Source organism: Vibrio sp. Sgm 5 (assembly GCF_026241575.1).
Taxonomy (GTDB): Bacteria; Pseudomonadota; Gammaproteobacteria; order Enterobacterales; family Vibrionaceae; genus Vibrio; species Vibrio jasicida.
Map to the genome: position 1 here is coordinate 13412 of NZ_JAPHPY010000047.1, position 17879 is coordinate 31290.

Consider the following 17879-nt stretch of genomic DNA (forward strand, 5'->3'; position numbering starts at 1 on the left):
ATGCATAGTTCGGATTTATAGAAACGTATGACATTGAATAAACAGCAACTGACACTTAACTGCGACATGGGCGAAAGCTTTGGATCGTGGAAAATGGGCGCCGATGAAACGGTTATGCCACATATTGATATGGCGAACATCGCGTGCGGATTCCACGCCTCCGACCCAAATGTCATGCATGATACGATTACCCTAGCCAACCAGCACGACGTAGAAATTGGAGCTCACCCTGGCTATCCCGACATTCAGGGCTTTGGCCGTCGTAGTTTGGCTATGAACAACGATGACATTACCAACATGGTGATTTATCAAGTTGGCGCGCTGCAGGCACTGTGCAAAGCGCAATACACGGACATTGGTTACATCAAACCTCATGGTGCGTTATACAACGATATGATGGCAAATGACGGTGTTTTCTTGGCCTTAGTCAAAGCGGCCGCATTGTTCAAAGTCCCTTTAATGATCCTTGCTTCACAAGAGAATGAAAAATACCTTGAGATTGCTGATGATTTCGATGTTCCTTTGCTCTTTGAAGCGTTTGCAGATCGACGTTATCAAGACGACGGTTTACTCACTCCTAGAACCCACCCTAACGCGGTATTAAACACAGAACACACCATTCTTGAGCAAGTTAAAATGCTGGCAGAATCAGGCAGAGTAAAAACGGCTTCAGGCCAATACATTCTCTTAGAGGCCGATACCATTTGCGTACATGGAGACAATGAAGAATCGATCACGTTGATACAAAAAATACGTCAGAGTCTCTACACCGGAGGAAATTAATGAATCAAGGGCAGTTTTCTATCTCACCGATATCAGAGTGCAGTATTCTTATTCGCTTCGAAGAACCTATTACCGTTGAGCACATTGGCGAACTCGCACATCAGATTGTTGACAAGTTAAATATGATCGTCATGAACGTGGTCCCATCTTACCGCACCATCTTGATAGATTATTTGCCCTTTCGAATTCAAGAAGCGTCGATTTTAAATGAGCTTCAACATCTCATCTCTCGTTTCGACGTTCAGTCCATGGACAACAAACAGCCAAATTACATTTCTATCCCAGTCTACTATTCTGAAGAAACCGCTCTTGATCTTAAACGGTTTGAACTCAAAGGGTTAACGCTGACAGAGCTTATCGAACAGCACACGCAAGTGGTTTATACTGTCTCTGCAATTGGGTTTGCCCCTGGCTTTGCATTCCTTTCTGACGTAGCAGAACGCATTCAAATACCAAGGCATCAAACCCCAAGAACGCACGTTCCAGCTGGAAGTGTCGCAATCGCTGACTCTAAAACAGCGGTGTATCCTTCTGATAGCCCTGGAGGTTGGAACGTCATCGGCAGAACCCCTATTTCCCTCTTTGTGGATACCCCTCCCTTTATCCCTTTCGAAGTAGGAGACAAGGTCACATTTGGTGCAATATCAAAACAAGAATTCCTCAACTTAGGAGGTATTCTATGAGTCGAATAGGATTATATGTAGAAAAACCAGGGGCGCTCTCTCTGATTCAAGATTTTGGACGCTTTGGCTTAGCTCATATCGGAATTACTCAAGGTGGGCCAGTGGATGATTACGCATACAGTTGGTCTAATCATCTACTCAATAACCCTGTCAATTGCTCAGTCATCGAAGTTACTCTCGGTAATGCGAGCTTTAAAGCATTGTCGGATTGTCACCTAGCAATTTGTGGTGGGGATTTAAATGCTTCTGTTGAAGGTTCACCTATCGCCAATTGGTCTGATTTCACCTTAAAAAAAGGTCAAACACTTCGATTTGGTATGGCAAAAAATGGACTGCGCGCTTATCTAGCAGTCAAAGGTGGTTTTAGCGTCAGTACGCATCTTGGTAGCAGTTCAACGGTCGTTCGTGAGGCGCTCGGAGGCTTGCAAGGAAACGGTGAAGCGCTTCAAGTTGGTGATATCGTTGAATGTCACCCTCATTCACTGCCGAATACTAAACCTAAGCAGATGACGTTCCGATTCAAACCTGATTACAACCTACCGATTAAGCTAAGAGTGATCGAAAGCTATCAACACGAAGATTTCTCCCAACAATCTCTCAACGATTTCTATTCCAGTCGTTTTTCGATTTCAACGAATTCAAACCGTATGGGCTATAGATTGGAAGGCAAAACGATCATGCCGCCATATGACGGTATTTTATCTGAGGGCATTGCACTAGGCTCAATTCAAATCCCAAATGATGGTAATCCCATCGTGTTGCTGAATGATCACCAAACAATTGGGGGGTATCCAAAATTTGGCTGCGTTGCGAGAATTGATTTACCGCGCTTAGCACAAGCAAAGCCAGGTCAAGCGGTGAGTTTTGTTAAGGGAGATAGAAAAGGCTTGCAGGATGTTTGGTGTCAGTGGGCTCAGTTTTTCGGGTACTGAGCCCTAACTTCGTTAAACATTATCCATGAGGATATTTGCAGTAAAGTCAAATTTACATGCCGTAGCGCTCAGCTAATGCTTGTGGGTAACCACGTTGTTGAGTGAGCTTGATAGCAAACTGTTCGACTTCTTCTGCGGTCCACTTGACCGCATCAGGATGTTGACTCTCAACATGGCTACTTGGCTCGATATCAAACCAGTATTGCGCCATTTTTTGCGCTGCTAGTAAGGTCGATGAAGCTTTAACCACCTCAACACGTGCATAATGGTTATCTTCAAACGTAACATCAGCAGCACGAAGCACAGGATCAGTGCCCGGTATCTGCTGAGCACCAAATAAAGCTTTACCACCTTTTATCGCGGTATTGTAATCTGGAATAAATTGCGCCATATGCTGAATCGCATTGTCAGTGCGCTCTTCAAGAACCTCTTGCCGCCAACCGTTGCGTATCTTAGAAAGTAAGCGTGTTGGTAACACCGGTTGCGCAGACTCAGCACTACTCTCGACCAAACCATCATCAAACAATGTGATGCCTTTCGTCATACCATGCAATTGAAAGTAGCCGTTACCGTAAGGCGTCAGTTGCGCCATACCCTTGTCTGTTCCCCGAGGGCCATGGAAGATAACTTCTGGCCACTGCTGATTACACGCTTCCCAACGAGTCACATAAGCCGCTTTAAATTCAACAAGCCGATCTCGTTTTACGCCGATGGAGTCATCAACTTCACCGGTTTCGAAGCCGCAAGCATTGATGAGATAGTCGCAATACAATTGCTTATCTATTCCGTCTTGTTGGAAGCATAACGACCATGTATCACCATTCCATGACGCATCTTTCAGCTCAGCTTGAGTATATACCTGAACATTCGGAAGCTGTGCCAGCGTCATGTTGGCAACAGCAGCTAATCGGAAAACACTCCAACCATACTCTTGTACTGCGACGACTGGGTACTTCAACGTGTCTAGATCGGCATGTTGTGCAAATGGAATACACCACTCATCGATCGTTTGAGGGTTCTCTGGTTGAATACCGTCAGCTAAAGCTAATAACGCTTCTTTTGAATACAGCTTGTAATACGCTTCTGGATCTCCCAAAACTTGATTTCGGGCGTCTTGCTTAACAAGAGACTGATAGGCGCTTTTGATGGTCTCTAAACGAGGGATGAGCGTAGTAGGTTCTCCACCATCGGAGTGAGGCACTGCAATGACGGTTGGTCGAATATTCAATGAGTGAGGATACAAACGAATTGTATCAACAGACTGCGTTAAAAGATCTAGGCAATGTTGCTCAGAAATTTCCCGATATAGGTTACCACCAGCATGTAAATGACAGATGGGTGGGCCATTAACGAGCGAAACACCCTTCTCGATCACCGATACCTGAAAACCTAGCTCTGCAAAATGGATAGCAGCGGTTGCCCCTGCAACGCCACCACCGATTACTGCGATATGTTTATCTTTACGATTTGGAAACTCAGACTTCATTGCTTCACTGAAATTTTTATAAGGAGAAATCTTTACTTAATGTTGATTCTACTCGCCTTTGAGCATGATTAAAATCACAAAAAGTTCATGGGTTTGCATTTGTTAACGGTATACGTCAAAAGTTACTTTTAAGAGCAAAAAATTTCGAAAAAAAATGCTTGACGAGGTTGTTGAGAAAGCGAATTTTTAGGGGCATGTGCATAATAATTTTGCTCCAACACCCATGGTGTAAAGCCTGCGGAAACACCCTACTTTTCGACCACTTCAGTTATCCAAAAAGTTATCCACTGTTTTTGTGGATAACTAAAATAAAACTGTCATAGAGCGCTTCCGCTGTGACTAACTCACGTTGCATTAAGTGTTTACAGGGGTTAACAATCTTTTCAATAAACTCATCACCACTAAGGCTAGAACAGCAAACGTACCCAGAGGCAAAGCTATCCACAATTCTGGGTGGATCTGTGGGTTCAGATCAAAGCCATATTTCATCACAGCGGCGACACAAAGCTCTGCAGCTATGACGGCTACACCACTCGCAACAACGGCCATGATCCCATACTCCGCCCACAACGTGGTATTGATCCGTTTTTTACTTGTTCCCAAGGTACGATACAAGCGAATTTCTTGCTGTCGTTGAGAGAGGCTCAGCCTTAACAGCGTAAAGATCAGTAATAAACCAGCAACAACACCCAATAGAGCGAGAATAGTAATAGCAGAGACGATTTGTTGTACGAGTTCTTGTATCTTGTCTCCCATCGTACGAATATCAAGAACCGAAACCGTTGGATGAGCGCGAGACATTGAAGTTAGTAACGCATCATCATCTTCGCTAATACGATAACTGATCAAATAGGAGCCAGGTAAGCTAGCCATGACATCCGAAGAAAAAATGAAGTAGAAATTGGGCTTCATATCTCGCCATTCTACATGTCGGATACTATCAACCGTTGCATCGAAATTCTGGCTGTTAATCACAAAGCGAAGTGTATCACCCAGCTCTATCCCTAAGTCCTCTGCAACTTTAGCTTCGACTGAGACGCTGTCCTTATTCGTCCACTCACCAGAAAGCACTTCGTTGTATTCAGGTAACACATCGCCCCATGTCAGGTTGAGTTCACGACGAATCGCATCAGACCCTTCGCCTTGATACTCGATTTCCTTAACGTTCTCGCCATTAATTTCGGTCAATCTACCACGAATAATTGGGAACGCTTGTGACCGTGTCACTTGGTTTTTATCTAACGTTTCCAGATAGCTATCTAACTCATAGTCTGCAATATTTAAAGCAAATACATTCGGGGCATCAGCTGGAAGAGTCCTCGCCCAGTCAGCCAGAATATCGCTGCGCACCAACCAGATAATAGAAAGCAACATTAGAGATAACGATAACGCACCAAACTGAAGTCCACTCGTAAGCGGCGTTCTGTTGATACGACTTAAAGCCAGTTTCATTGCAGGGCGTGTTGATATCCGTGCAAATAATTTGGTTAGTCCAACGCTCACCGCCGCTAACACAATAAATAATGCCGCAATACCAGCTAAGACTATCCACACCAACGTGTTATTGGCATAAATAACCAATAGAGGAACCACTGGGACCAAAACTAACAACATACGCTTCCATGAACGTTTTGCAGTCCCTTGCTGGAGCACTTCTAAGGCGGGAGTTTTGATAAGGCCAAGTAGTGGAATCCCAAGTGCAGGCACCGTGATCAATATGGCAGAAGCGACAGACACAAGTATTGGTGTGACGCCGTAACTAGGTAATGGATTTGGCAGCAAGTCTCTCAGTGGGATTCGCAATAGGTACTCTAACCCACTGCCAAGCAAGATGCCGACGACACTTGCACTCACCAACAGAATCGTAGCTTGTATTAAAAGCCATTTTTCAATCCAGCGACGACTTGCCCCTAAGCTCTTTAACATCGCAATAGTCTGCGTGCGGCTGTTCACGTAACTTTGACACGTTAATACTAATGTAGTTGCCGCCATTATGATGACAATAGCAACGGTAAGAGATAAGTATTGAGTCGTGCGGTCGAATACTTCATTACTGCGACTTGCGGTGTCTTGTGTTCGCCAACGGTCACTGGGTGAAAGCTGGGTGCTGTCTTGCAATTTAGTAAGAGTCGCGTCGTCACCTTTCAGAAACAATCGGTATTGTACTCGACTACCAACTTGTATTGCGCCCGTTTTGACCACGTCTGACGAACTTATGTAGGCGGAAGGCATTTGTTGGAAAGGATTAAAACTCAGCCCCGGTTCCATTAATACAGCGCCTGAAACCGTAAAATCAGCATCGCCTATCGTGACAACGTCACCTTTACTCACTTCTAGCTGGGCCATAATACGTTCATCAAGCCACAGTTGGTTCTGCGTTACATGACCTGACTCATTACTATCCAGTACTAGGTCACCCATAAGTGGGTAGTTTTCATCAACCGCCCTTACGGTAATCAACTGCATCCCATTCTCACTAAAAGCCATGGTCGCAAACCGCGTCATAGTTGAACGTTCTAGCGCTTGTGTGCTCGCTAGAAGCGGTTCTGGGATCGGATTGGCAGAGACAAAAACAGCGTCAGCAGTTAACGCATCCTTACCTTGTTTAATGATCACCTGCTCCATTCGCTCCGCCAGTGCCGATAATGCGAAAATGCTAGCGATCACCAATACCAATGCCACACTGATGGGCCATAAGTTACCTTGGCGTATTTCACCTAAACTCCAGCGGATAAGACTCTTATTTGGTGATTGTTTAGGGTTAACGTGCCCTTGGTCGGAACCTTGTTCGCTTGAAGAAATTACGGACATGCCACCTCCTCTATCATTTCACCTGCTTCCATTCGATAAACACGGTCACAACGGCTTGCTAAATGACTGTCGTGGGTGACAAGAATCAAGGTCGTTCCATGTTGCTCGTTGAGGTCGAATAACAGCTCGATGACTTTCTCTGCGGTTTGATGGTCTAGGTTACCAGTTGGTTCGTCAGCAAATAACAACTCCGGCTGGGTCATAAACGCTCTTGCAAGTGCGACGCGTTGTTGCTCACCCCCTGATAGTTGGCTCGGTAAGTGGTCAAGTCGCTTTTCCAAACCAACCGCGGTTAACAATTCAGTCGCTCTTGCATCATTCTCAGCCTCACCACGTAAGAGACAAGGAAGAGTGACATTACGTAACGCACTGAGACTTGGGATAAGAAGAAAGCTTTGAAATACGAATCCCAACGAATCTGCTCGGATTTTAGCGCGAGCTTCATCGTCCAATTTGGAAAGCTCATGCCCTAATAATGTAATTTCACCCGATGTTGGAGTATCTAGGCCAGCAAGCAGTGTCATCAGCGTCGATTTACCCGCTCCCGACGTACCCACGATGGCGATTTTTTCTCCCTTTCTAATGTCGACGTTTACATTTTTAAGGATTGTTAATTGTTCTTGATTAGTAGAAACTTGTTTAGAAACCAAATTCGCTTGAACAATAGGTGCTTTAAGTACAGGTGTTTGCATGATTCGTATACTTTCCTTAGTTCTCTTTCTTAGTCTTTCCGCGACCGCTATGGCGAGCGAAAAGCTTCTTGTATTGGGCGACAGTCTGAGCGCTGGCTATCAAATGCCGATCGAGGAGAGTTGGCCTAGCTTACTCCCAGACGCGTTATTAGAACATGGCCAAGATGTAAAAGTTGTTAACGGCAGTATCTCTGGTGACACCACGGGAAACGGCTTGGCCCGCTTACCCCAGTTATTGAAGCAACACTCTCCTGACGTTGTACTCATCGAGCTAGGCGCTAATGACGGACTTCGAGGCTTCCCACCTAAGCTTATTACGTCGAACCTATCGAAAATGATTACCATGATCAAAGATTCTGGTGCGAATGTGATCATGATGCAAATCCGTGTACCGCCTAATTACGGTAAACGCTACAGTGACATGTTCTACGATATCTACCCTAAGCTCGCAGAACATCAACAAGTTGAGTTGATGCCTTTCTTCCTAGAGCACGTAATCATCAAACCAGAATGGATGATGTCCGACGGCCTACACCCTAAACCAGAGGCTCAGCCTTTTATTGCCGACTTTGTCGCGGAAGAATTGGTTAAACATCTCTAATTTTACTGGTCTAGCTCAATAAGTTTTACCTAACTTTACGTTACTCTTATCTGAATCTTATTCACCAAGGTCACATAATAAAAATGCAAATAGAACCGTTAATTCAAGGTGTTGTAGCTCGTTCGTCGCATCCATATGGTTGCCGTGCTTCCATCAAAGAGCAAATTGATTTCGTAAAACAAGCGCCACAAATCAAAAAAGGCCCAAAGCGGGTTTTGATCATTGGTGCTTCCTCCGGCTTTGGATTGGCCGCTCGTATCGCCCTAACCTTTGGTGGCGCAGAAGCTGACACAATTGGCGTATCTTTTGAACGCGGCCCGTCAGACAAAGGGGTTGGTAGCGCAGGTTGGTACAACAATATCTTTTTTAAAGAAGAAGCAATACATCATGGCCGTACAGCCATCAACATCGTTGGTGATGCCTTTTCGGATACAGTCCGTAATCAAGTGATTGAAGCGATTGAAACCTACTTTGAAGGTGAAGTTGACTTAGTTATTTACAGCTTGGCTACGGGTGTTCGCCCTATGCCGAATTCAGAAGAGTTTTGGCGCAGTGTCATCAAACCTATCGGCGAGTCAGTCACTGGCGCTTCAATTATGCTAGAGAACGATCAATGGGTTGAATCGTCGCTTGAACCAGCAACCGAAGAAGAAGCGGCAGCGACCATCAAAGTCATGGGCGGTGATGACTGGGAAAGTTGGATTGATGCTTTAATCAACTCAGAATCGGTTGCTGACGGCTGTAAAACCATTGCTTTCTCTTACATGGGCCCAGAAGTAACTCACCCTATCTACCTTGACGGTACGTTGGGCCGAGCAAAGGTAGACTTACACCAAACCAGCCATTCGTTGAATTTGAAAATGGCTAACTTCGGCGGTAGCGCACACGCGACGGTGTGTAAAGCTTTAGTCACCAAAGCGAGTGTATTCATACCGGCGTTGAGCCCTTATCTACTAGCGCTTTATCGCGTGATGAAAGAGAAAGGCACACACGAACGATGTATTGAGCAAATGCAACGTTTATTCACAACTAAGCTGTATGACCAAGAAAAAGTACCCGTCGATGGTGAACGCTTGATCCGTATTGATGATCTTGAGTTAGATCCACAAGTTCAACAAGAGGTCTCTGCCATCCTTGAACAAATGAACGCAGACAATTTTAAAGAGCTTGGCGATTATGGAGGCTTCAAAGATGAGTTCATGAAGCTGAACGGGTTTAACTTTGAAGGCGTGGATTACTCACAAGACATCTCTTTAAAAACATTAAAAGCACTCAAGCCGTAGCCAACAGCTTGTCTCATAGGTGAGATAGCGCCAAGTAATTCAAAGTCCTGAACGGTTTTCAGGACTTTTTTTTGTTTCGAAATCTCCCACCCCTATACTTAATCTTAACGAGTGGTTAAATAGCAGCCTCAACACAAGAATAAAAACAAACCTCCATTCACAGGAAGTGAACGTTCGGGAAGGATACCTTATGGGAACATTGCAAACTTTAGATTATAAGATCCCGGAGTCCATGCAGAAAAGTTGGCAAAACATCGTCAACCTTCTCGCACAAATTGCTAATGTTCCGACCACGCTCATCATGCGCATCCACCCTAACCATATCGAAGTCAACACCACCAGCGAGACACAAAATAACCCTTACAAAGTCGGTGATAAAGAAGGACTTGGACACGGCCTCTATTGCGAACATGTCATTGAACACAAAAGGGAGCTCATGGTACCCAACGCTTTGCTCGATGACGAATGGAAAAATAATCCTGATATTAAGCTTGGTATGATTTCTTACTGCGGCTTGCCCCTTTACTGGCCAAATGGGGAAACATTTGGAACGATCTGCATGCTCGACTCCAAAGAAAATCAATACAACGCAACTTATCGGCAGCTTTTAAATACTTTCAAAGAGTCCATCGAAGCGCAGCTTGCGGTGGTTTTTCAACAACACAAGCTGATGAGACTAAACAGTGAACTTAAAAGCCGAGTCGAAACTCGGACCACTGACCTAGCACAACTCAGCTATTCCTTAACCAAAGAAATCGACCGCCGTAAAGCCGCAGAAAAGCAAGTGAGTTACCAAAAAACACACGACCAAGGTACAGGCTTTTTAAACCGTTCCGCCTTAGAGAAAGTCCTCGATAGCACGTTAGAAACATTGAATCATGAACACGAAGCGCTTGCAGTGATTAACGTAGGATTCAGCAACGCACGAAGCATACAGACAAAATTTGGCTTTGAAGGTTTTGATGAGGTACTCAAAGAATTTCGCTTTCGCTTGGGCCATAACGAAACCAGTTATTTTGTCACGGGTCGACCAAGCTCCAATGACCTTGTGATTGTCGTATCGGGAGAAGATGTCGAAAACAAAGTCCAGAAACTGCTAGAAGATATCACACATGTAAGTGTTGGTAATTTCTACATCGAAGATACCGAGGTCCATTTACACTCTTACATTGGGGTTGTTCAAGCGCACAGAAACAGCCATTCCAAACAACTGCTACAAAACGCTTGCTACGCGATGCTGCTCTGTAAAGAGTCAGGTGAACCCTACAGTTACTTCTGCGAAAGCCATACACAAGAACTCAATAACCATAACCAACTAGAAAGCTACCTACTCCAAGCAGTTAGAAACGACGACTTAATGCTTTATTTTCAACCCAAAGTACTGCCCCATACTCACAAGTGGATCGGTGCAGAAGCCCTACTGCGCTGGCGTCATCCAGTATTAGGCGATGTTTCGAATGAGGCTCTCATTCATATGGCAGAACAAAATGGTTTGATATTTGAAGTCGGTTCGTTTGTACTACGCACCGCCATCGACAAAGCTAAGCAATGGTCTGAGTTAGTGGATAACTTTAAGATTGCCGTTAACGTATCACCCATCCAGTTGCAGAACGTCAATTTTGCGGAACAAATTGAACACCTTCTTGAAACCTTCCATCTGCCCGCTCACTTTCTAGAACTTGAAGTCACCGAAAGCGCTCTCATTGCTGATGAGGTTGTTGCTCGTAATACATTGAATAAACTCCACAACTTAGGCGTGACGCTGTCACTCGACGATTTTGGAACAGGATACGCGTCGTTCAGTTACCTAAAGAAATACCCGTTTGATGCGATTAAAATCGATAAAAGCTTTGTTCAGCAAATGGATAAGTCCGATGATGACCGTGCCATTATTTGTTCTATCATACACATCGCTAAAAAGTTGGAGTTACAAGTCGTCATAGAAGGCATTGAATCCGCCCAGCAAGAACAATTTTTAATTGGCGAAGGCTGCGACATTGGGCAAGGTTTTCTTTATGGCAAGCCTATGCCTTGTAACGAATTTGAGCAAAGTTTGTTTAATCAAAACCTCTTGGGTGGTCAATACACCTATTCTTCCTAAGCATTTGCTTTACTCTGCTTGCGGTGGTTTCTATAATCGCCGCCCGCTTCCAATAAAAAGGCCAATATCTTCATGGATCAGTTGACTGCCACGCTAAAAAAAATCGAAAAGCAGAACTACCGCGCTTACCAGCAAATCAAGGGTCAATACGACTTCGATGATTTCAATCTGTACATTGATCATGTACAAGGCGACCCATACGCTTCTGCTTCTCGCTTGCGTGCAACTCGTGCTTGGTCACTCACTGGCCTTGAATGGCTAAAAGATGAATCTCCAGCTTTCCAACGTGCAGCGCGTGATTTCATTGCACGCAGCTTTGAGCAATTTGCGAAACAAGAGAATACGGTAACTATCTCGCTAAGCGGCCAGACCGTGCTAGACAACACGGCAGTCCTTTTTACTGAAGAAGGTATTGAATTACGTTTCCGCGTGAACCTTCCTGCGGAAGGACGTCAAGTGCTTGGTAAAAAAGCCAATAACATTCTGACTTTCCATCTACCAAAATTCATCCGCCGTGCAACGCTGGAACGTGAGCTAGACAAAGAAGCCTTGTTAGAGCACTGCCAAGTGGTGGAAGATCAAGCGGCGCTGCGTGAACAATTGGAAGTGAACAATCTCGTAGCTTTCGTTGCGAATGGAAGCATTCTTCCTCGTATCGCAGGTAACTGCGATCTACCAATGAAAGAAGCGGTCGAATTCAAAGCCCCTGAAGACCTTCAAGTTACACTCCACGCCCCTAACAAAGGCTACGTAACAGGCCTAGGTATTCCAAAAGGAATTACATTGATCGTTGGTGGTGGCTTCCATGGTAAATCAACGTTATTGAATGCAATTGAGCGTTCTATTTACGACCACATTCCAGGTGATGGCCGTGAGTACATTGTTACCGATGCAAACGCGATGAAGATTCGTGCAGAAGACGGCCGTTGTGTTCATCACTTGAACTTGTCGAACTACATCAACCACTTACCAATGAGCAAAGATACCGCCGACTTTTCTACTCAAGATGCATCTGGCTCAACCTCTCAAGCCGCTTGGTTACAAGAGTCAATTGAAGCCGGTGCAAGCTCACTGCTTATTGATGAAGATACGTCAGCGACTAACTTTATGATCCGTGATGAGCGTATGCAGGCATTGGTTGCAAAAGGTGATGAGCCAATTACTCCCCTTGTAGATCGCATTGGCCAATTACGTAATGAGCTGCAGATATCAACCATTATTGTTATGGGGGGATCTGGTGATTACTTAGACGTTGCAGACACCGTCATTCAAATGCACGATTACCAAGCGGTTAACGTGACAGAAAAAGCCAAACAAGTGATAGCTCAGCACCCTACTCAGCGTCATAACGAATCTGAAGAGCCTCTGCAAACGTTCCGTCCGCGTGCACTTAATCGTGTCGCGTTAATGAACATTTTGATGGATGGCAAATTCCGCGTAAATGCAAAAGGCAAAGATTCACTTCGCTTCGGTAAAGAGTTCGCTGATTTAAGTGCTTTGGAGCAACTAGAATCCGCGGATGAAGTGAACACCATTGGCTGGCTGTGGTTCCAGTTAGCGCAACTTCCAGGTTGGTGTAACAACCCTGCGAAAGAGATTGATGACATGCTAGTTGGCGAATGGCACGCAAACTTACCTAAGCAAGGCGATCTAGCTAAGCCACGTACACTTGACGTAATGGCAGCGTTAAACCGCATGCGTAAATCTCAGTTTAAGCCAACCAACTGATTCTATCGTTCAAGAACCTAAAGAAGAATTAAATAAGGCAGCGTTTCACCGCTGCCTTTTTATGTTCAACTGTTTTCTAGTTAACTATCCGTTTCTTAATACGTTCCACGCATCACACAGCACACGAAAGCGTTCTGCGCTGCCGTTTTCTCTATCTGGATGCCAACGCAACGCTAATTTTCGCCATTGCTTACGGATCTCCACTCTTGTCGCGTCGCGCCCTAACTCAAACAGACTCAACGCTTTGGACCTATCAATACAAGAACTGGATGAGCCACCAATGAAGTGTTGATAGCGATTCCAAAAGTCATTCAGCAATCGGCGTACCTCTCCTTCGTTGGCTTCATAATTACTCCAGTCGAGGTAGTATTCTCGTAACGGATTCGTCGTATCGATAGTATGGCGCGTAGCTTCTAATGAGGACATTAACACGATGTCCATGGCTTCAACTTGCAGCCAACCTTCTGGATATAACGTTTCTTGTAATTGAAAGAGCGCATTCATCAACAAGAAGTTACGTTTGAAGAGATCTTTATCTGGAGATGAGTCTAATTGGGCAATGTAACCATGCTCACTCAATTCATGAGCTAGAGTATGCACTTTCCAGCCTGAAGGTTTCTTTTTGAGGATTTCGAGGATCGGCCATAACAATGGATTTTCCATATCATGATGACCACGTTGGCAAACGTCATGTTGTTCGTCCATGTATCCTCTTTGTTTTCTCGGTTTATTCTCTAAAGCTAGTCAATTTGTACCATAAACACAAAAAGGCCGACAGCAAGAAACGGTCGGCCTTTTGAACGAAGATCTCATTGATTTAAATAACGCCGAGTTCTCGTAGTCGTTCCATCAGGTAACTATGTGCTGTGTAACGTTCCGAAAGCACTGTATCAGGCTTTGGATGGAGGAATAACGGCAAAGAAATGCGGGAGTTCTCTTGACGACCACCCGTTGGGTTGATGACTCGGTGTGTCGTTGATGGGAAGTAACCCCCTGACGCTTCTTGTAGCATGTCACCAATGTTGATGATCATATTACCAAAGTCACAAGGCACATCTAACCAATCACCTTCTTTGCTCTTAACTTGCAAGCCCGGCTCATTTGCCGCAGGCAGCACCGTGAGTAAGTTGATGTCTTCATGAGCCGCAGCGCGAATTGCTCCCGGTTCTTCTTCACCCGTCATTGGTGGGTAATGCAAAACGCGTAGCAATGTTTTGTCGCTATTGTTGATCATTTCAGACAGCGCAATAGAAAACTTCTCTTGAACCTCTTTCGGTGCGTACTCTTCTACCCAGCCAAGTAATTCTTGAGCAAATGCGTTCGCACGTTCGTAATACTCTAAGATTTCTTTTTCTAGCTGCACAGGGATCTGACCCCATGGGTATACATGGAAGTACTCTTTGATGTCTTTTACGCTGTGGCCTTTCGCAACTTCAGAAACAGAAGGTGGAAAATAACCGTCTTGTGTTTCAACATTAAATTGGAAATCGTTTTTTTGCGCTGAGCTGAAAAACTCGTACCAGTTTTTGTAAATTGACTCGACCAGCTCTTGTGGGATTGGGTGGTTTTTTAATACACCGAACCCAGTTTCACGTAGTGAGGTGACGAACTGTTGAGCAGCATCGTCAGCAAGATAATCGACAGTTTCCAGTTTCATGACTTTACTTCTTTTTTATTAGACTGAATCGTGAATTCTATGGATGGGCATGTTGTAAATCAAACTTTAATGAAATGTTTCCGCGCAAACGTTTTATTGTTGAGCAGTTTGCCAATATATCAACAAAAACAGTAATCATTATTTTGATAAAACAAACAATTGCACAGCGTTCAATTAAGTGTAATCATAACGTCAGTATTTAATTGAAGGATCAATTTCTCTATGAAGAATACTTCTACCTTATTGGGTTTAACCATTTTCTATGCCGTCGTATTTCTGTTTTCAGCGTTAGAGCCGAGCTCTCGAGCGGTGTGGTTTGCCGAAATCGTACCAGCCATTGGTATTCTCATCGCGATTTGGGCACTGTCTATTCGTTACCAATTCAGTAACACCGCTTACGTATTGATGTTCATTTGGCTTTGCTTACATACCATTGGCGCAAAATACACGTTCGCAGAAGTCCCCTTTGACTGGTTTAACAATTTGATTGGATCTGAGCGCAACAACTTCGACCGAGTCGCGCACTTTTCTATTGGCTTATACGCATACCCAATCGCTGAATATCTGATTAATAAAAAGAAAATCAGCGCAAGCTTCGCTTCTTGGTTTGCTTTGTTTGCAATCATGTCGTTAGCGGCTGGCTACGAGATCATTGAATGGTGGTACGCCGCGATTGCGGGTGGAGATGAAGGCATTGCCTTTCTGGGATCACAGGGCGATATTTGGGATGCCCAGAAAGACATGTTGTGCGACACCATGGGTGCGATAGTTTCTTTGTTATTACTGACAACTCAACGTCGATTGGCGAAGCCATTCTAAATACGGATTAAACCCTTCGACAATTGGGACCTGTACGATTTGAGCAACTTCATATTCGTGCAGGTCTTTTATTTTGTCTTCCACTAATGCATACAAATCACGCCGCGTCTTAATCACCATGAGCCATTCGTTATCGCTGCAAATTTCCCCTTTCCACACATAATGACTTTCTATTGGCATAGTTTGAATGCACGCAGCGAGTTTAGCCTCTAGTAGACCTTTGATAATTTCATCTCGGTTTTGTTGTGTACCCGCTGTACTCAGTACCATGCAGTAATCGTGTTGTTCGCTCATAACTGACTCTTATTTCATCGTGACCTTACCGCCAATCATCTTGAAGGCGGGCGTTCCTCTTACCAACGTATCTCGTGCAAACTCTTGCTCGCAACCTGGACAAACACAAGGCACTTTAGTGAAGTCTTCGACAATACGTTCTTTAAAACATTTGACCAAAGCACCCTTTCCTCCTTTACGGTATTTAAACAGCTGAGCTTTGCATTTTGCGCAGTATATTTCGACGGTTTTTGTCGGTTGTTTTTTATTCGGTTTCGCCATTTTTCTCTATTTCTGGTTTTACCCATACATTGCTAAAGTCGAACCAGCCTAGTGCGTTGCATTTGGCGTTTTGTAATGCGCCACTGTGGTCTTTGTTTACGCCAAGCCAGCAGTGGAACATCGGGATGACTTGGCAACTTTTCACTAATTGTCGACCAAGCTCTCGTGCAGGAAAATCATTGTGTTGCCCTGCTCGCCACTGATCCACCAGCGTTGCCCATCCAGAAAAGTCGTACCCTGCGCTAAATTTATCGATATCACTGTAGTCTAGTAGCCAACCTGCTAGTGCATCATTGCGATTTGTGGCAATGCCCATGGCTTTAATCCAAATATCCACTTCTTCTGGGGAAGGCGGCTGAGTATCATAGCGAATGAAATCTACATCGATACCATGCGGCTTTAACAGTGTTTTAATGGCCTTCCCGATGACCGGAAACATTGGGTGTTTTTTCTGATAAGCAACACAAATCGTTTTCTCTTTTTGAGGCGCATCACCTCCCATTGTCGGCTTAAGATCTATCCAACCAGGTTTCAATCCAAACGCTTGAAGCACTCCGAGTTCGATGACCTTATCTTGTGGCACAAGAGAGTAAATTTGATAGCTGTTCAATACCTGACTTAGGAACTCTGCCCAACGTGGATCTTTCGCTATCCCTTTGTTTTTATTGAGTAGTAAAAAGGTACAGCCTGGGTCCAGTTCGACTTCGTCGGTGGAGGCTTGTTTGTCCATTTGTGGTTTTGACAAGCTTGGGTAAACCATCGAAGAGTACGCTTCATCAATCACCCAGACTTCGACTTGGTCAAGTAGCGGACGTAGTCCAAAATAACCGTCAAACGCTGTTAATATTAGTCGTTTGTCATCGTTTACTTTGACTTGAAATGGCCCTGTACCGACGGGTTTTCGATCAAACTCTTCTGAGCGAAGCGTCTTGGGAAGCAGGACTTTCGCCTGAGACTCACTCAACGCGAGGGGCAAATACTTATCAGGACGTACAAGATGGATGTCCACCGTCCACGGTTCTGGTGAAATCACTTTTTCTATATGAGAAAACAGATTCAAGCCACTCAATGCAGAAATGCTTTCAATAACACAGTCCGTCGTGAGCAACTCTCCATTATGGAAACGAACACCTCGGCGCAAATAAAAACGCCAATGGGTATCGGATAGCGCTTCCCAATAGTGCGCCAAATCCGGCTGCAGTTGTTCGTTGTCGTCTAGCTTAGTCAAACCGCTGAATACTTGTCGGGCAATATGTTGCTCAGACCGACGCATCGGTTTCTGAGGATTCAACATGGCTAATGGCCGATAGTAAGGCAAACGGACGACTTGCTCACCCTGACGGTGCTGCAAACCAAGGTAGCCTTGGATTACCTGAGTCAGTTTGGCGGCATCATTGTCTAACGCTTCTAAAGCTTGCCCAATTTTTCCTTCATCAAGATAACGACGAGCCAAGTTTTCACTCACGTCACTACGATTGCGTTTAAAGACAAGTTTAGAGAGTTTTCCTCGACCAGCGGCAGGATGCCACTCAATCCACCCTTCTTCCTCTAATTTATTGAGAACGATTCGGGCATTACGTCGAGTACAAAAGAGCGCTTCGGTAATGTCTTCGAGTTGAACTTCCGTGTCATTACCAGAAAATTTTTCAAACAGTGTTTCGAATTGAACACGTAAACGAGGACTGCTCATAAAGAGGAAATTTTAGTTTTCATTGCGATAAACTAAGTTTCCTCATTTTTTGCAAAAA

At 44.6% G+C, this 17879-nt stretch carries 16 protein-coding genes; 8 read left to right on the forward strand and 8 right to left on the reverse strand.

Annotation, left to right across the window (positions count from 1 at the left end):
• Positions 1-27: 27 nt before the first annotated feature.
• The 3 genes from OQJ86_RS20865 to OQJ86_RS20875 are packed head-to-tail and all read left to right on the forward strand — an operon-like array spanning position 28 to position 2398.
• Positions 28-783 (forward strand): 5-oxoprolinase subunit PxpA, encoded by a 756-nt coding sequence (locus tag OQJ86_RS20865; RefSeq protein WP_265989956.1) that lies wholly within the window; start codon positions 28-30, stop codon positions 781-783.
• Complete coding sequence (locus OQJ86_RS20870; protein WP_038877894.1) at positions 783-1466, forward strand: 5-oxoprolinase subunit B family protein; 684 nt, start codon at positions 783-785, stop codon at positions 1464-1466. The genes OQJ86_RS20865 and OQJ86_RS20870 overlap by 1 nt, the downstream gene beginning before the upstream one ends.
• On the forward strand, positions 1463-2398 hold the full coding sequence (locus OQJ86_RS20875; RefSeq protein ID WP_265989958.1) for a biotin-dependent carboxyltransferase family protein: 936 nt from the start codon (positions 1463-1465) through the stop codon (positions 2396-2398). Before OQJ86_RS20870 ends, OQJ86_RS20875 begins: the two co-directional genes overlap by 4 nt.
• Before the next feature lie 52 nt (positions 2399-2450).
• On the opposite strand, the gene OQJ86_RS20880 is transcribed toward OQJ86_RS20875, so the two are convergent.
• The 3 genes from OQJ86_RS20880 to OQJ86_RS20890 form a co-directional block, all read right to left on the reverse strand.
• Positions 2451-3884, reverse strand: a complete 1434-nt coding sequence (locus OQJ86_RS20880; RefSeq protein ID WP_265989960.1) for an FAD-dependent oxidoreductase — start codon at positions 3882-3884, stop codon at positions 2451-2453.
• Positions 3885-4238: 354 nt separating this feature from the next.
• Positions 4239-6695, reverse strand: a complete 2457-nt coding sequence (locus tag OQJ86_RS20885; RefSeq protein ID WP_265989962.1) for an ABC transporter permease — start codon at positions 6693-6695, stop codon at positions 4239-4241.
• Positions 6686-7387 carry an ABC transporter ATP-binding protein gene (locus tag OQJ86_RS20890; protein ID WP_038870743.1) on the reverse strand — a complete coding sequence of 234 codons (702 nt, stop codon included), beginning with the start codon at positions 7385-7387 and terminating at the stop codon, positions 6686-6688. The genes OQJ86_RS20885 and OQJ86_RS20890 overlap by 10 nt, the downstream gene beginning before the upstream one ends.
• Between OQJ86_RS20890 and tesA the strand changes: the two genes are divergently transcribed.
• From tesA to OQJ86_RS20910, 4 genes are all read left to right on the forward strand, one after another.
• Positions 7386-7988, forward strand: coding sequence for a multifunctional acyl-CoA thioesterase I/protease I/lysophospholipase L1 (tesA, locus tag OQJ86_RS20895; protein WP_038877902.1), 603 nt, complete (start codon positions 7386-7388; stop codon positions 7986-7988). The genes OQJ86_RS20890 and tesA overlap by 2 nt on opposite strands.
• Positions 7989-8071: 83 nt before the next feature.
• The gene (fabV, locus tag OQJ86_RS20900; protein ID WP_265989966.1) at positions 8072-9271 is read left to right on the forward strand and encodes an enoyl-ACP reductase FabV; all 1200 of its coding nucleotides are present in this window, start codon (positions 8072-8074) and stop codon (positions 9269-9271) included.
• Between the two features lie 190 nt (positions 9272-9461).
• Positions 9462-11372, forward strand: coding sequence for an EAL domain-containing protein (locus tag OQJ86_RS20905; protein WP_265989968.1), 1911 nt, complete (start codon positions 9462-9464; stop codon positions 11370-11372).
• A 72-nt stretch (positions 11373-11444) separates the two neighbouring features.
• Entirely contained in the window at positions 11445-13100 is a 1656-nt protein-coding gene (locus OQJ86_RS20910) for an ABC-ATPase domain-containing protein (RefSeq protein WP_061034690.1), read from the forward strand.
• 84 nt (positions 13101-13184) lie between these two features.
• On the opposite strand, the gene OQJ86_RS20915 is transcribed toward OQJ86_RS20910, so the two are convergent.
• Positions 13185-13805 (reverse strand): DNA-J related domain-containing protein, encoded by a 621-nt coding sequence (locus OQJ86_RS20915; RefSeq protein WP_045405328.1) that lies wholly within the window; start codon positions 13803-13805, stop codon positions 13185-13187.
• A 112-nt stretch (positions 13806-13917) separates the two neighbouring features.
• Positions 13918-14757 carry an isopenicillin N synthase family dioxygenase gene (locus tag OQJ86_RS20920; RefSeq protein ID WP_038870749.1) on the reverse strand — a complete coding sequence of 280 codons (840 nt, stop codon included), beginning with the start codon at positions 14755-14757 and terminating at the stop codon, positions 13918-13920.
• A gap of 222 nt (positions 14758-14979) precedes the next feature.
• On the opposite strand from OQJ86_RS20920, the gene OQJ86_RS20925 reads away from it, so the two are divergent.
• Entirely contained in the window at positions 14980-15576 is a 597-nt protein-coding gene (locus tag OQJ86_RS20925; RefSeq protein WP_038870750.1) for a DUF2238 domain-containing protein, read from the forward strand.
• On the opposite strand, the gene cutA is transcribed toward OQJ86_RS20925, so the two are convergent.
• From cutA to OQJ86_RS20940, 3 genes are read right to left on the reverse strand one after another with little or no spacing between them, the layout of a single operon-like run.
• The gene (cutA, locus tag OQJ86_RS20930; RefSeq protein ID WP_038877912.1) at positions 15538-15870 is read right to left on the reverse strand and encodes a divalent-cation tolerance protein CutA; all 333 of its coding nucleotides are present in this window, start codon (positions 15868-15870) and stop codon (positions 15538-15540) included. The two genes, OQJ86_RS20925 and cutA, sit on opposite strands and share 39 nt — an antisense overlap.
• A gap of 9 nt (positions 15871-15879) precedes the next feature.
• Positions 15880-16131 (reverse strand): hypothetical protein, encoded by a 252-nt coding sequence (locus OQJ86_RS20935; RefSeq protein ID WP_038870753.1) that lies wholly within the window; start codon positions 16129-16131, stop codon positions 15880-15882.
• Entirely contained in the window at positions 16115-17821 is a 1707-nt protein-coding gene (locus OQJ86_RS20940) for an SgrR family transcriptional regulator (protein ID WP_038870755.1), read from the reverse strand. The genes OQJ86_RS20935 and OQJ86_RS20940 overlap by 17 nt, the downstream gene beginning before the upstream one ends.
• Positions 17822-17879 lie beyond the last annotated feature (58 nt).

Excerpts from the sequence above, each read along its gene's own strand:
- OQJ86_RS20915 (WP_045405328.1), bottom strand. The coding sequence starts at position 13,805 with ATGGACGAACAACATGACGTTTGCCAACGTGGTCATCATGATATGGAA.
- fabV (WP_265989966.1), top strand. The coding sequence starts at position 8,072 with ATGCAAATAGAACCGTTAATTCAAGGTGTTGTAGCTCGTTCGTCGCAT.
- cutA (WP_038877912.1), bottom strand. The coding sequence starts at position 15,870 with ATGAGCGAACAACACGATTACTGCATGGTACTGAGTACAGCGGGTACA.
- tesA (WP_038877902.1), top strand. The coding sequence starts at position 7,386 with ATGATTCGTATACTTTCCTTAGTTCTCTTTCTTAGTCTTTCCGCGACC.
- OQJ86_RS20940 (WP_038870755.1), bottom strand. The coding sequence starts at position 17,821 with ATGAGCAGTCCTCGTTTACGTGTTCAATTCGAAACACTGTTTGAAAAA.
- OQJ86_RS20910 (WP_061034690.1), top strand. The coding sequence starts at position 11,445 with ATGGATCAGTTGACTGCCACGCTAAAAAAAATCGAAAAGCAGAACTAC.
- OQJ86_RS20890 (WP_038870743.1), bottom strand. The coding sequence starts at position 7,387 with ATGCAAACACCTGTACTTAAAGCACCTATTGTTCAAGCGAATTTGGTT.
- OQJ86_RS20870 (WP_038877894.1), top strand. The coding sequence starts at position 783 with ATGAATCAAGGGCAGTTTTCTATCTCACCGATATCAGAGTGCAGTATT.
- OQJ86_RS20875 (WP_265989958.1), top strand. The coding sequence starts at position 1,463 with ATGAGTCGAATAGGATTATATGTAGAAAAACCAGGGGCGCTCTCTCTG.
- OQJ86_RS20920 (WP_038870749.1), bottom strand. The coding sequence starts at position 14,757 with ATGAAACTGGAAACTGTCGATTATCTTGCTGACGATGCTGCTCAACAG.
- OQJ86_RS20925 (WP_038870750.1), top strand. The coding sequence starts at position 14,980 with ATGAAGAATACTTCTACCTTATTGGGTTTAACCATTTTCTATGCCGTC.
- OQJ86_RS20935 (WP_038870753.1), bottom strand. The coding sequence starts at position 16,131 with ATGGCGAAACCGAATAAAAAACAACCGACAAAAACCGTCGAAATATAC.
- OQJ86_RS20880 (WP_265989960.1), bottom strand. The coding sequence starts at position 3,884 with ATGAAGTCTGAGTTTCCAAATCGTAAAGATAAACATATCGCAGTAATC.
- OQJ86_RS20885 (WP_265989962.1), bottom strand. The coding sequence starts at position 6,695 with ATGTCCGTAATTTCTTCAAGCGAACAAGGTTCCGACCAAGGGCACGTT.
- OQJ86_RS20905 (WP_265989968.1), top strand. The coding sequence starts at position 9,462 with ATGGGAACATTGCAAACTTTAGATTATAAGATCCCGGAGTCCATGCAG.
- OQJ86_RS20865 (WP_265989956.1), top strand. The coding sequence starts at position 28 with ATGACATTGAATAAACAGCAACTGACACTTAACTGCGACATGGGCGAA.